The sequence below is a fragment of the Actinophytocola sp. genome (assembly GCF_036378875.1).
GTDB lineage: Bacteria > Actinomycetota > Actinomycetes > Mycobacteriales > Pseudonocardiaceae > Actinophytocola.
In genome coordinates this window covers 186,987-199,893 of the sequence record NZ_DASUVO010000174.1, presented here as the reverse complement: position 1 = coordinate 199,893, position 12,907 = coordinate 186,987, and the positions used below count along the sequence as shown (strand labels likewise).

The following is a 12,907-nucleotide window of genomic DNA, read 5'->3' as shown; positions in this document are numbered from 1 at the left end:
TCATGGAACCAGCACAGTGGCTGGCGGACTACCGCGACCGGATCGAGCGCGTCGCCTACAACGCCCGCGCGGCGAGCGCGAGCCTGCGTGAGGTCGGGGCGAGCGTGACCTCGCCGCGCGGCGAGGTCACCGTGACCGTGAACGCCGGGGGCGGGCTCGAGCAGGTCAGGCTGACACCGGCGGCCCGCAAGCTCGAGACCGACGCCCTCGGTGCGCTCATCACGGCGACGTCGCGTGAGGCGCAGCGGCTCGCCAGCGCGCGGGTGGCCGAGGTGATGGCGGTCTACCTCGGCGAAGGCGACGCGCTGGCGCAGATCACGCAACACCAGCCGGCGGAGGTCGTGCGATGACTGACTTCGATGTAGACCCCGACCAACTGCGTGCGCACGCCAATGCGTTGGCTCGCTACGCCGACCAACTCGCCGCCATCGGTGCCGGGCTGCCGGGCTCGCTGGCCGAGCAGTCGCTCGGCTCGTTCGCCCAGTTCCTCACCGCCGGGCTGGGTGGTGCGATGACCGAGACGCTGAACGCCTTCGGGCATGCCGCATCCACAGTAGACATGGTGAGCGGCGGCATCCGGCAGGCCGCGGACGACTACGAGCGCACCGACGGCGTCAACGCGACCACCCTGACCGGCATCGAGGCGAGCATGGAGGGCGTCCGATGACCGCGACACTGCCCAGGAACGGCTCGCACTCCGGCGAGCCGGACGCCCTGGAGATCAACGCGCTGCTCGCCCAACTGCGGATCGCCAAGGGCGCCGTCGACAAGAAGGAATGGCTGTCGGCGGACCTCGCCGGCGGGCCGACCGTCTCCCTCGACACGATCAACTCGACCGGCAGCCCATTGTCTACTTTGGATAGCTCGGGGATGGGCTTCCTCACGCCGATGGTCTCGTTCCTGGACGAGCCGCTGAACCAGCTGCGAGGTGACCCGTCCCCGGTCTCGTCCGGCGCGAACGAGTTCGACGGCGCCGCGCGGAACGGTACCGCCGTGGCGGAGGAGTACCGGTCCACGGCGTCCGGCCAGACCAGTGAGTGGTCCGGTCAGGCCGCGTCGGACTACCTGAGCAAGGGCACCGAGCTGGCGGACGGGATCCTCTCGATCGCGGAAACGGCGCTCACCACGGCAAAGGGACTGATCGGCGCAGGTCAGGCGGTCGCCAAGACCGTCGCCGACGTCACCACGCTGATCAACGAGGCGGTCGGCAGGATCGTGCCGATCATGAGCAAGGCGATCGCCGAGGCCCCGATGACGTTCGGGCAGAGCATCGCCGCCGCGATCCCGGAGTGCGTTGGCATCGCCGTCGAGTGCGCCGGCAAGATCGCCGGCAAGATGGCCGAACTGCTGTCCAGCGGCGAGAACCTGATCAAGATCATCGACGGGTCGGTCGGCGTCGTCAAGCTCGTCAAGGAGGTGCTCACGTTCATCGGAAAGCAGAGCCAGGGTGGCACGCCTTCCACGGCCAAGCCGTCGAGCGAGCAGCCCGCGAACCCGTTGCCTGCTCAACCTGTGCGCATCAGCAGGTGACCCCGGCGGAACTGTCGTTCGTCCTCGCGCGGCGCGCGTAGCACCCGGCCGACCTCGACGAACCCCGCTTCGCCTGCGAGCTCGGCGAGGTCGTCGATCGGCCAGCGGAAGGCTTCCGTCACCTTGTGGTCGAACGGTGTGACCGGCTCGCCTTCCGATTCGAAGAAGGCGAGCAGGAGATGGCCGCCGAGGGCGAGTACTCGGCGGAACTCGGTGAAGTACGCGGGCAGGTCCGACGGTGGGGTGTGGATGACCGAATACCACGACACGATGCCGTTCAGCTCGCCGTCGGCCAGGTCCAGGGCATCCATGGAACCGACCTCGAACCGTAGGTCCGGGTACGCCTCACGGGCCAGGTCGATCATCACCGGCGACAGGTCGATGCCGAAGATGTCCAGTCCCAGGTTCCGCAGGTGCGCGGTGACGGGGCCGGGACCACAACCCAGCTCCGCCACCGGCCCCGTCCGCACAAGCTCGGCGAACGCGGCGAGCGCCGCACGGTCCAGGGGAATGGTTTCCAGGTCGTCGCGGGGGAGTTCGGCGTAGCGGACAGCGATGGCGTCGTAGGCGTCGGCCGTTTCCTGAAGGTGAGAGGGCACCTAGCGTTTCCTTACGGGCAGGGCGGTGTGGCCGTTGGAGAGGAACGTGCGCAGCGTAGTCAGTTCCTCCGCCGGCACCGCGAGCGTCAACTGTGGAAAGCGGTCGAACAGGGCGGGCAGGGCGATCTCGGCCTCCAGCCGGGCCAGCGGAGCGCCGAGACAGTGGTGCACGCCGTGACCGAAGGACAGATGTTGTTTGGTGGCACGGCTGAGGTCGAACTCGTCGGCCGTGTCACCGTACGGGCCGGGGTCGCGGCCGGCGGCGCCGTAGCAGGCGAGGATCGCGTCGCCTCGGGGGATGATCGTGCCGTCCACGGCGAGGTCCTCGACGGCGTAGCGCAGGGGCAGGTACGGCACGGGTGCTTGCCAGCGCAGGGTTTCCTCGATCACGTCGCTCCACGTTCGGTGCCCGGCGCGGACCTGGTCGAGCTGGTCCGGGTGGGTGAGCAGCGCCGTGATCGCGTGGTCGAGCAGGTTCACCGTCGTCTCGTGGCCGGCGGACAGCATGAGGACCAGCGTGTCCACGAGCTCGGTCTCGTTCAGCCGGTCGGCCTGGTCGTCCCGGGTGGTGATCAGCGCGCTGGTCAGGTCGTCACCGGGTGCATCGCGTTTGCGTGCCACGAGATCGGCGAACAGCTCGTACATCCTGGCGATGTTGGCCTGCGCCTCTTCGGCGGTCACGGTCGAGTCGAACAGCAGGTCCACGATCTGACGCATGACGGCACGCTGGTCGTCGGGCACGCCGAAGAGCCGGCAGATGACCTCGATGGGCACCGGGTAGGCGTACTGGGCGCGCAGGTCCACCGGATCGGGCGTCTGCTCGATCGTGTCCAGCAGGTCCTGGGTGATCGCCTCGATCTCGGGGCGGAGCGCGGCCGTGCGGCGAACGGTGAAGGCAGAAGACACCAGGGAACGCAGTCGCCGATGGTCGGATCCGTAGGCGGTGAACATGTTCCGCACCGAAACCCAGATGTGCAGCGGCCAGTCCTCGGTGATCTCACCGTTGACGTACGCCGCCCAGTGTTGCCGCGCGTCCTTCGACACCCTGGGGTCGGCGAGCAGTTGGCGCAGCGGCTCGTGGCCGGTCACCGCCCAGACCCGCACACCGCCAGGCAACTCCACCGGCGTCGCCGTTCCCCGCGCCCGCAACCGAACGCCCTCGGCGTGAATGTCCGAACCACTGACATCGAGCGGGATCACCTGCATCGCACGTCCTCACTTCGTTGTCACACAACCGGCTCCTGCATACTCCCAGAAACGACGGCGCTCGGAGGGGCGATGGATGTGCTGTCCTTCAACGTCTTCGTGGGCGTGCGGGCCCGCGGGGTCCCGGCTCGCGAGCGGGCGGTCGAGTTCTGCCGTCGCCTGACGGACCTGGACGTGGACGTGTTGTTGCTGCAGGAGGTCTGGACCCGTTCGCTGCTGCGGTTCATCGGCGCTCGCCTGCCGTCGTTGCCCCATGTCGCGTGGCGTTCTGGTCTGGCCGGTCACCCGGCCGGTGGGTTGGCGGTGTTCGCACGCCAACCGCTGCGCCGGCCAACGTTCACCGCCTTCACCCCGGCGCGTCCTGGTATCGGGAACCTGCGCTTTCGTGCGATGGCCGCGCTGAGTTGCCGGCTGCAGGGCGTGCTCACCGCGCGAACGGTGGATGACACCGTCCTGCTGGGAAACACCCAACTCACGGCCAACCGCGATGGCGACTGGTCACCGGCCAACCGGCACCACCGCCTGCACAGCCAACAGCTGCGCATCGTCCACGACGCGATGCGCACCGCCGGCGCTCACACCGTGCCGTTGTCGATTCTCGGCGGGGACTTCAACATCGCCAGCACCAGCGCGCTCTACCCGCACATCGTCGATCACGGCGCCTGGCACGACCCGTTCGCGGCGGCAGACCACCCGACCTACCGCCCCGAGTACCTGCCCGTCGGACGACCGGCCCACCGCATCGACTACCTGCTGGTGTCCGGACAGCCGGTACACACCGCCGACCTGGCGCTCGCCGAAGCGGCTCACCTGTCTGACCATCTGGCCCCGCGAATCCGGCTCCGGAATCCTACGAACGGCTCGCTGGTGTCCTGAAAGACGCGATGGGGACGTTCAACGACATGAGCGCGTCTTTCGGGACACTGCCCGTCGTTCCGTCACGGTGCGAGCGGCAGCGTCAACCGGAAGCACGCGCCTTCGCCGAGTTCGGTTGCCAACTCGACGTCGCCGCCGTGTGCCTGGGCCAGTGAGCGCGCGATGGCGAGTCCGAGGCCCGCGTTGGCGCCGTCCGAGCGGGTTCGGGAGCGGTCGGTGCGGTAGAAGCGGTCGAAGACGTGTTCTGCCTGCTCGGCCGTCATTCCCGGGCCCTCGTCGGCGACTTCCAACACGGCGTGGCCGTTCGCGGTGCCGACGCCGATGCGGACCGGTGTGCCTGGCGGAGTGTGGGCGGCGGCGTTGCCGACGAGGTTGGTGACGACCTGCCGCAGCCGGGCCTCGTCGGCGTGGACGGGGGCCGGGCCAGCTGAGCCGTGGCCGCCTGGGCCGGTCAGCTCGATCGGGCGGGTCGGGTCGAGGGCACGCAGGTCGTGCCGGGCGTCGCCCGCGAGGGTGCGGAGGTCCATCGGTGTTGGGTCCAGCTGTCCCTCCGGCGCCTCGTCGAGTTGGGCCAGCAACAGCAGATCCTCGGTCAGGGCGGTGAGCCGGGTGGCCTCGCGGTCGATGCGGTGCATTGTCTCGTCGACGTCGGCCCGTTCCGGTAGCGCGCCCATCCGGTACAGCTCGGTCGAGCCCTTGATGCCGAAGAGCGGGGTGCGCAGTTCGTGGCTGACGTCCGAGAGGAACGTGCGCATCCGGGCCTCGGCCGCCGCACGGTCGGAGAAGGCCTGTTCGAGCTGGCCGAGCATGGTGTTGAGCGACGTCGCCAGGTGGCCGATCTCCGTGCCGGGCGGCGCGATGCCGGGCACGCGCCGGGTGAGGTCGCCGCCGGCGATCGCGGCCGCCGTGTGTTCGATCCGGCGCAGTGGATTCAGTCCCCGGCCGAGGGCGAACCAGCCAACCGCCGTCAGCAGGACGAGCAACGCGGCGCCGCTGATCAGGCTGCTGGTGCGGAGCTGGGCGATGGTGGCGTCGGCTTCGGTGAGCGGTGCGGCCGCGATCACCGTGCCACCCCACCCCGTTGCCGGCTCGGCGACCGCTCGCCAGCGTCCCGAGTCGTCCGCGGCGGGCAGGTCGACGGCGGTCCCGTCGGTGGGGACCGTCCGCAGGGTCTCGTTGGCCGGCAATGTCGCGGCGTTCAGCCGCGTCGAGTGGATGCCGCTCATCACCGCGCCCTTCGCGTCGAGATACACCAGGTACGGCGTCCCGATCAGGTCGAGGGCGGGATCGAGGAGTTCTGGGTTCGCGTCGGTGCCCGTGACCTTGGGCGGTCGGGTGGCCGACACGCGGGCGATGATTTCGGTGAACGAGCGCAGCTGGCCGTCGAGCCGGTCGCGCTGGTAGCGCTCGACGTGTTCTGACACAAGCGCGCTGATGAGGCTCAGCCCAGCGAGGAGCAGGGCCGCGGTGAGCAGCAACAGCCTGGCCCGCAACGAGAACCGGCTCACCGCCGTGGCTCCCGCAGCACGTAACCCACGCCGTGCACGGTGTGGATGAGCTTGGGCTCCTCGGCGTCGACCTTGCGTCGCAGGTAGGAGATGTAGGTGTCGACGATGCTGGCGTCGCCGCCGAAGTCGTAGTGCCACACGCGATCCAGGATCTGCGCCTTGGACACCACCCGCCCCGCGTTCTCCATCAGGTAACGCAACAGCCGGAACTCGGTGGGGGAGACGCGGACCGGTTGTCCGGCCCGCGTCACCTGATGCCCCTCGGTGTCGAGTGCGAGCGCGCCCACCGTGAGCACGCCGGCCTGTCCTCCGCCGGTGCGGCGGAGGATCGCGCGGATCCGGGCGATCAGCTCCTCCAGGTCGAACGGCTTCGTCACGTAGTCGTCCGCGCCGAGCGACAGGCCGGTGATCTTGTCGGCCTGCCGGTCCCTCGCGGTGAGGAAGAGGACCGGCACCGGCCCGTTCCGGCCGGCGAGACGCTGTTCACGCAGCCGCCGGACCACCTCGAAGCCGTCCATGTCCGGCAGCATGACGTCGAGCAGCACCAGATCGGGCACCTCCTCGGTGGCCGCGGCGACCGCCTCCGTGCCGGTCGCCGCCGAGGTCACCCGGAACCCGGCGAACCGCAGCGTCGCGGACAGCAGCTCACGGACGGTGGGCTCGTCATCCACGACCAGCAGCATCGCTTCCACGCCGGCCAGCATCACACATCGCGTCGACGGAAGACGGTGAACGCGGCGACCAGCACGGCGGCGACACCGAGACACATCCCACCCAGGTTCAGCCACGGGTGGGGGAGGTTCGGGTCCGGAACGGTCGAGAAGACCGCGGCCGCGCCAAGAGTCGGCCAGTAGTTGAGGACACCCTGGAGCCATGAGGGCAACAGGGCTGCCAACGCGGGCACCAGGAAGACGATCCCCACCAGTGTGGCGAGTGCTCCCGCCGTGGCCCGCATGATCGTGCCGAGCCCGACCGCGAGCAGCGCGATCGCCGCAAGGTACAGACCGCCACCCGCCACCGCGGAGAGCACACCGGGATCGCCGAGCGTCGCGCTGGGCACGTCCTGCGCGGCGGCGATGGCCTGCCCGATGAAGAAGGCGGCGAACATCAGCACCTGCCCCGCCACCACGGCGACGACCGCGGCCAGCACGATCTTGGCAGCCAGCAACCGGTGCCGGCGCGGCGTGGCGGTCAGCGACGTCGACATCAGACCGGTCGCGAACTCGGCGGTGACGACCAGGATGCCGAGTACCCCGATGATCAGCTGGGCGACGATGTACGACCTCAGGCTGAAGTTGGTCGGATCCCAGGCCAGCTGTTCCTCGGCCGTCGCGCTCCCGTACTCCTTCCCCGCGGAGCTCATGGCGAGGGTGGTGATGCCGAGCCCGACCACGAACAGGCAGGCCAGGGTGTACCAGGTGGAGCGCAGCCCGCGTAGCTTGATCCACTCCGAGTGCACGGTGTCGACGAAGCTCATGCGGTCACCCCTTGGTACTCGACGCTGTCCCTGGTCAACTCCATGAAGGCGTCCTCCAACGACGGCCGCTGCGGGGTGAGCTCGCTGAGCGTGACGCCGTGGTAGGCGGCGAGCTTGCCGATCTCCGTGCTGGTCATGCCGGACACGACGAGCGCGGACTCGGTCCCCTCCCGCACGGTGGCCCCCGCGGCGGTCAACCGGCGTGCGAACGACCCCGACTCCGGCGTGCGGACGAGCACGGTGCCTTCGCCGCTGGCGTGCAGGAACTCGCTCATCCCGGTGTCGGCGATGAGCCGCCCACGGCCGATGACGACGAGGTGATCGGCGGTCTGGGCCATCTCGCTCATGAGATGGCTGGACACGAGCACCGCCCGCCCCTCGCGGGCGAGGTCACGCATGAAGTCCCTGATCCAGCGAATACCCTCGGGATCCAGGCCGTTCACGGGTTCGTCGAAGATCAGCACCCGCGGCTCACCGAGCAGCGCCGCCGCGATCCCGAGCCGCTGCCGCATACCGAGCGAGAACCCGCCGGCCCGCCTGCCTGCCACACTTTCGAGCCCGGTCCTGGCAAGCACCTCGTCGACCCGGCGCCGGGGGATCCCGTTGCTCACCGCGAGCGCGAGCAGGTGGTCGTACGCCTTCCGGCCACCGTGCACGGCGCCCGCGTCGAGCAGCGCCCCCACCTCGGTCAACGGCACGGGCAGATCACGGTAGTGCCGGCCGCCGATGGTCACCGACCCCCCGGTGGGGGCGGCCAGCCCGAGGATCATCCTCATGGTCGTGGACTTGCCCGCGCCGTTCGGCCCGAGGAAACCGGTCACCTGTCCCGGCTCCACGGTGAACGACAGGTCGTCCACCACGGTGTCGGGCCCGTACCGCTTGGTGAGCCCCTGTATGTCGATCACTGTCATGGACCCGAGCCTGGCGGGCCGAACTGGCCGGGTCCTGAGAGCTTCTGGGAAAACTCTGAGAGTTCGGCAGGCCCGGGCCCAGCGCCGCCTGCCCGCTCACAGAAAACCCCCAGGCGCGCGCCGGTCAGGCGGTGATGAGGTCGCGTTCCAGTGCGACGATCGGGTTGATGGTGGTGTCGTAGTTGCTGAGGACGATCGCCACCCAGTCGCGGTCGGTGTGGATGTCCAGGCGGGTGGCCATGCCGGGGCCGCTGCCCGAGTGGCCGTGGACGCGTTGGCCGTTGACGATCGAGTCGCGGTGGCCGTAGCCGTAGAAGTCCACTTGGGACAAAGGGTCGCCGGGTACGGGGACCTTTCCGCTGCTCATGAGCGCTGCCATGGCCGGGCTGAGTAGTGTGCCGCCTGCCAGCGCTCGGGTGAAGGCCAGCAGGTCGGACACGGTCGAGTAGGCCCCGCCGGGTGGGCCGATGGTGAACGGCGCGTAAGGGCTTGCCATGAAGTCGGCGCGTTCTCCGGTGCGTTGCGTCCAGTAGGGACGGGCGATGCGGTTGTCGGCCAGCACCTGTGGACGGCTGTAGAAGTCGGTGCGGCTCATGCCGGCCGGGGTGAACACGTGCTGGCGCACGTAGTCGAAATAGGACTGACCGGACACCGCCGCGACGATCGCGCCCAGCACGACGAAGCCGTCGTTGCTGTACACGTACCTGGTGCCCGGCGTGAACTGGAGCGGAGTCTGGCGGATGATGGCCATGGTGCCCTCCATCACCGCGTCGTAGCTGTTCCAGCTCGGGTCCGACGGTGCGCCGCTGCCGAAGGACGGCCTGCCGACCCCGGACGTGTGCGTCAGCAGCTGGTGCACGGTGACTGTGTCCGCGATCTCGGCGGGAAAGCCCGGCAGGTGAGTGCCGAGGGTGTCGTGGAACGCCATTTTCCTCTGCTGCGCCAGTTGCGCGATCGCGATGGCGGTGAAGACCTTCGTGATCGACGCGAGGCCGAACGCGGTGTCGGCGCGGTTGGGCAGGCCAAGATCCTTGTTGGACAGTCCGTGCGCGCGGACCAGCACCGGCTTACCGCGGTGTGCCAGGAGAACGGTGCCGGAGAACCTGTCCTCCGCAGCCTGCTGGGCCACGAACCGGTCGAAGGCGCCGCCGGGACGCAGATCCCTTGACACGGAAGCGGATTCCGCGCGTGCCCAACCGGTCGAGGCCATCAGCCCGCCCACGCCCAGCAAACCGAGCAACGATCGACGGGACGTGGTCATCGTGATGTCCTTCCGAGGGTTTCGTAGACAGCGGCGGCAATCTCTGCCATCGCCTCCTGTGCCTTACCGGCCAGGTCGCGGGCCGCGTTCATGTCCCCCTCCTGGTTCATGAACTGGGCGAACGTGAGCCAGCGGCCGTTCGGCAGCTCGATGTATCCGGCAAGAGCCTTGTTGACCACACCGACGCCCGAGGGGGCCATCATCATGGCGGTCCCGGTCTTGGCGTACACGTGGCCCGCCGCCGGCGAGTTGGGCTGGTTCCCGGCCAGGCTCCCGTCCCGGCCCAGGATGGGCAGCGCCCGGTGGAACGGGGTGAAGTACGGCCGCCGCCGCATGTGTGCCAGGAACTTGATGAACGTCTCCGCGGTGTACTTCCCGTCGGTCGCGCCGGCCGGGTCCGGGTCGAGGCCGGCCGCGCGGAACAGCTGCCGCCGGTACTGTTCGTAGGTCTCCTTCGGACTGACGCTGCCCGCGCCCACCACGTACGGGAACGTCGCCGTGTGGACGTTCGAACTGGACTTGAGCATCGGCTTCACCTGCTCCGACAAGGGAAGTGAGACGTGCTCGGCCAAAGCGGGCCCCCTCGGGTGCCCGCCAACCCCCGCACCGTCGACGTGCACACCCCTGGCACGCAACGCCTCGGTGAGGACGGCCGCCGCGTAGGTCGTCGGGCTCAGCACGAAGTACGACGTGTACTGGGTCGGAGCGCCCACCGGGATGTCGCCGGTGACCGTCACGGTGTGGGTCCCGTCCGGGTTGATGACGTCGTCGGTGACCGCCAGCTGCCGTGCCGGTGCGCCGGCCACGGTCTGGACCTGGCTGACGAAGCGCACGTGGTTCGTCGGCACGGCCGACCGCACGACGCCCGGCTCACCAGCGGCGGCGCCGGGCGTGACGACCGCGTGCACCACGTTGTCGCCGACCATCATCGGAGACACCGTGATCATCGTGTCGTTGAACGCGATGCCTTCGCGCGCCTCGGCGAACAACGAGATGTCGACCAGGACCCTGCCGTCGACCCGCCGCACGCCGGCCGCCGCGACCTGCCCGGCCAGGCCCCGGATCTCCCGCAGTGGGTCCGGCAGCGGCGGCTGGCCGGGGTAGCTGGGATCCGTGTCGGGCAGCAGCAGCGTGCCGTCCGGCCGCGACCTGCCCGCCAGCAGCAGGTCGCCCCCGGCCACCAGCACGAGGTCACCCCTGAGCACGCCGCGCACGACCGGGCCGGTCCGGCGGATCCTGGTGCGGAACCGGTGACTCGCCCCGAGTGCCTCGAAGGCCGTGCCCGCGATGAACACCTTTAACGACGAGCCGGCCACGAACAGCTCGGCGGGGTTCGCCGCGTACACGATCTCGTCGGTGTCCGGCGCGTAGAACGCCATCCCCCAGTGGGATCCATGGAACACCGGCTGGTCGATGATCCCCTGGATCCGCTCGGCCAGCCCCGGAGACCGGGCGTACGCGGTCCCGGAGGTGGCCGCCACCGCGCCCGCGGCCACCGGAGCGGCACCGAGCAGGCGGAGCGCGGTCCGTCTGGACAGCACAGTCACGACTTCTCCCTTCGACAGTGGAAGAAGTCCTACCGGCGGGCACGGTTCGGCAGCCGATGAGCGAGCCATACATGATCCATAGGTCGGGGTGGTCAGACTGGGCGAATGCGTGTGCTGCTGGTCGAGGACGAACAACCCCTGGCCGGGTACATCGCGGCGGGACTGCGCAAGCACGGCTGCGCGGTGGACATCGCCCTGGACGGCCAGGCCGCCCTCGACAAGATCGAGCTCACGCCCTATGACGTGGTGGTGCTGGACCGGGACCTGCCGGTGGTCCACGGCGACACGGTGTGCCGGCGGCTGGCCGAGCGTGGCACGTCCCGCGTGCTGATGCTCACCGCGTCGGGCGCGGTCGAGGACCGGGTGGACGGGCTCAGCATCGGGGCCGACGACTACCTGGGCAAGCCGTTCGCTTTCACCGAGCTGGTCGCCAGGGTGCGTGCCCTGGCCCGCCGTGCCGTCACCGCCCGGCCGCCGGTGCTGCGGGGCGCCGACGTGGTGCTCGACCCCGCCCGGCGCACCGTCGAACGTGCCGGCCTGCTGTTGCACCTGACGCCGAAGGAGTTCGGGGTGCTCGAACAGCTGTTGGCCGCCGGCGGCGCGGTGGTCAGCGCCGAAACCCTGCTGGACAAGGTGTGGGACGAGCACGCCGACCCGTTCACCAACGCGGTCCGGATCACCGTCGGCACCCTGCGGCGCAAGCTCGGTGATCCGCCGGTCATCCACACCGTCACCGGCGCCGGCTACCGGATCGGCACGTGAGGCTCAGTGCCCGAGGAAGGCTCACGGTGCTGCACACCGCGCTGGTCCTCGGTGCGGGTGCCGCGCTCGTCGGGCTCACCTACGTCCTCGTACGACGCAGCCTCGCCGCCCGGCCGGTGTTCGTCTCCTTCCGCCACAACGGGGAGGGCGTGCCGCCGCCGCTGCGCGACCCCGACGACATGGTGGACGCCATGGAGCGCCTGCGGGCGGAGACGCTCTCCCAGCTGCTGACCCAGTCCGCACTGGCGCTGGGAATCGTCACGCTGCTCACCGCGCTGCTGGGCTGGCTCATGGCCAGCCGGGTGCTGCGGCCCATCCGCGCCATGTCCGCCACCGCACAGCGCCTGTCGGCGGAGAACCTGTCCGAGCGCGTGCCGGTCACCCCACCCGCCGACGAGCTGGCCGCCCTGGCGCAGACCATCAACGGGATGCTGGAACGCATCGAGTCCGGCATCGCCGACCGGGACCGGCTGCTGCACGGCCAACGGATGTTCGTCGCCAACGCCGCCCACGAGCTGCGCACGCCGCTGACCACCATGCGCACCGCCATCGACGTGACCCTCGACGGCCGGCCCAGCACCGAGGAACTGCTCGTCATGACCGGCGACGTCCGTGACGCCGTCGTGCACAGCCAGCGCACCATCGACGGGCTGCTCGCGTTGGCCCGCAGCCACACCGGACCCACCGAGCCGCGGCGGGTCGACCTCGCGGACCTGGCTGCCGGTGCGGTGGCCGCCACCGCAAGGCGCGCGTCGGCTCGCGGCACCGAGCTGCGGACGGACCTGTCCTCGGCGCGGGTCGACGGCGACCCGGTCCTGCTCGACCGCATGATCGGCAACCTCGTCGACAACGCCGTCAACCACAACGAACCCGGCGGCCACGTCCTGGTCACCACCGGCACCGAGGCAGGACACGCACGACTGCGTGTCACCAACACCGGTCAGCACGTCGATCCGACCACGGTGGACAGTTTGTTCGAGCCGTTCGTCCGAGGCCCGGCCAACCACCCCAGGACCAACGGCGGGACCGGGCTCGGCCTGTCCATCGTGCGTGCGGTCGCCGAGGCCCATCACGGGCAGGTGTCCGCCACCGCGCCGGCGACCGGCGGACTGGACATCACGGTCGACCTCCCGTTGGCACCCGGTGCGATGAAGGCGTCCTTCATCGCACGCCAGCCCGGGACACCCTGAGATCCCGCGGTATCAGATCGCCGCTCGGGTGCTCTGGGAG

Annotated in this window: 14 protein-coding genes; 6 read left to right on the top strand and 8 right to left on the bottom strand. The window is 69.9% G+C overall.

Annotation, left to right across the window (positions count from 1 at the left end; all coding sequences use genetic code 11):
• Nucleotides 1–2 precede the first annotated feature (2 nt).
• From VF106_RS49600 to VF106_RS49590, 3 genes are read left to right on the top strand one after another with little or no spacing between them, the layout of a single operon-like run.
• Nucleotides 3–350, top strand: a complete 348-nt coding sequence (locus tag VF106_RS49600) for a YbaB/EbfC family nucleoid-associated protein (protein WP_330847126.1) — start codon at nucleotides 3–5, stop codon at nucleotides 348–350.
• Nucleotides 347–667 carry a type VII secretion target gene (locus VF106_RS49595; RefSeq protein WP_330847125.1) on the top strand — a complete coding sequence of 107 codons (321 nt, stop codon included), beginning with the start codon at nucleotides 347–349 and terminating at the stop codon, nucleotides 665–667. Before VF106_RS49600 ends, VF106_RS49595 begins: the two co-directional genes overlap by 4 nt.
• Nucleotides 664–1,530, top strand: coding sequence for a WXG100 family type VII secretion target (locus VF106_RS49590; protein WP_330847124.1), 867 nt, complete (start codon nucleotides 664–666; stop codon nucleotides 1,528–1,530). Before VF106_RS49595 ends, VF106_RS49590 begins: the two co-directional genes overlap by 4 nt.
• On the opposite strand, the gene VF106_RS49585 is transcribed toward VF106_RS49590, so the two are convergent.
• Together VF106_RS49585 and VF106_RS49580 are read right to left on the bottom strand one after the other, a co-directional pair.
• Nucleotides 1,506–2,129: a class I SAM-dependent methyltransferase gene (locus VF106_RS49585; RefSeq protein ID WP_330847123.1), complete on the bottom strand. Its 624-nt coding sequence runs from the start codon at nucleotides 2,127–2,129 to the stop codon at nucleotides 1,506–1,508. The genes VF106_RS49590 and VF106_RS49585 overlap by 25 nt on opposite strands.
• Complete coding sequence (locus tag VF106_RS49580) at nucleotides 2,130–3,335, bottom strand: cytochrome P450 family protein (protein ID WP_330847122.1); 1,206 nt, start codon at nucleotides 3,333–3,335, stop codon at nucleotides 2,130–2,132.
• 72 nt (nucleotides 3,336–3,407) lie between these two features.
• Between VF106_RS49580 and VF106_RS49575 the strand changes: the two genes are divergently transcribed.
• Nucleotides 3,408–4,211, top strand: a complete 804-nt coding sequence (locus tag VF106_RS49575) for an endonuclease/exonuclease/phosphatase family protein (RefSeq protein WP_330847121.1) — start codon at nucleotides 3,408–3,410, stop codon at nucleotides 4,209–4,211.
• Between the two features lie 62 nt (nucleotides 4,212–4,273).
• Here the strand turns inward: VF106_RS49575 and VF106_RS49570 are convergent, their stop codons facing one another.
• The 6 genes from VF106_RS49570 to dacB all read right to left on the bottom strand — a co-directional run bounded on the left by VF106_RS49570 (nucleotide 4,274) and on the right by dacB (nucleotide 10,915).
• Nucleotides 4,274–5,719 (bottom strand): sensor histidine kinase, encoded by a 1,446-nt coding sequence (locus tag VF106_RS49570; RefSeq protein ID WP_330847120.1) that lies wholly within the window; start codon nucleotides 5,717–5,719, stop codon nucleotides 4,274–4,276.
• On the bottom strand, nucleotides 5,716–6,411 hold the full coding sequence (locus VF106_RS49565; protein ID WP_330847119.1) for a response regulator transcription factor: 696 nt from the start codon (nucleotides 6,409–6,411) through the stop codon (nucleotides 5,716–5,718). The genes VF106_RS49570 and VF106_RS49565 overlap by 4 nt, the downstream gene beginning before the upstream one ends.
• Nucleotides 6,412–6,422: 11 nt before the next feature.
• Nucleotides 6,423–7,196 (bottom strand): ABC transporter permease, encoded by a 774-nt coding sequence (locus VF106_RS49560; RefSeq protein ID WP_330847118.1) that lies wholly within the window; start codon nucleotides 7,194–7,196, stop codon nucleotides 6,423–6,425.
• Complete coding sequence (locus tag VF106_RS49555) at nucleotides 7,193–8,107, bottom strand: ABC transporter ATP-binding protein (RefSeq protein ID WP_330847117.1); 915 nt, start codon at nucleotides 8,105–8,107, stop codon at nucleotides 7,193–7,195. Before VF106_RS49555 ends, VF106_RS49560 begins: the two co-directional genes overlap by 4 nt.
• A gap of 124 nt (nucleotides 8,108–8,231) precedes the next feature.
• Nucleotides 8,232–9,368, bottom strand: a complete 1,137-nt coding sequence (locus VF106_RS49550) for a serine hydrolase domain-containing protein (RefSeq protein WP_330847116.1) — start codon at nucleotides 9,366–9,368, stop codon at nucleotides 8,232–8,234.
• Complete coding sequence (gene dacB, locus VF106_RS49545) at nucleotides 9,365–10,915, bottom strand: D-alanyl-D-alanine carboxypeptidase/D-alanyl-D-alanine endopeptidase (RefSeq protein WP_330847115.1); 1,551 nt, start codon at nucleotides 10,913–10,915, stop codon at nucleotides 9,365–9,367. Before dacB ends, VF106_RS49550 begins: the two co-directional genes overlap by 4 nt.
• A gap of 105 nt (nucleotides 10,916–11,020) precedes the next feature.
• On the opposite strand from dacB, the gene VF106_RS49540 reads away from it, so the two are divergent.
• Together VF106_RS49540 and VF106_RS49535 are read left to right on the top strand one after the other, a co-directional pair.
• Nucleotides 11,021–11,677 (top strand): response regulator transcription factor, encoded by a 657-nt coding sequence (locus VF106_RS49540; RefSeq protein ID WP_330847114.1) that lies wholly within the window; start codon nucleotides 11,021–11,023, stop codon nucleotides 11,675–11,677.
• Entirely contained in the window at nucleotides 11,674–12,867 is a 1,194-nt protein-coding gene (locus VF106_RS49535; RefSeq protein ID WP_330847113.1) for a sensor histidine kinase, read from the top strand. Before VF106_RS49540 ends, VF106_RS49535 begins: the two co-directional genes overlap by 4 nt.
• Nucleotides 12,868–12,907 lie beyond the last annotated feature (40 nt).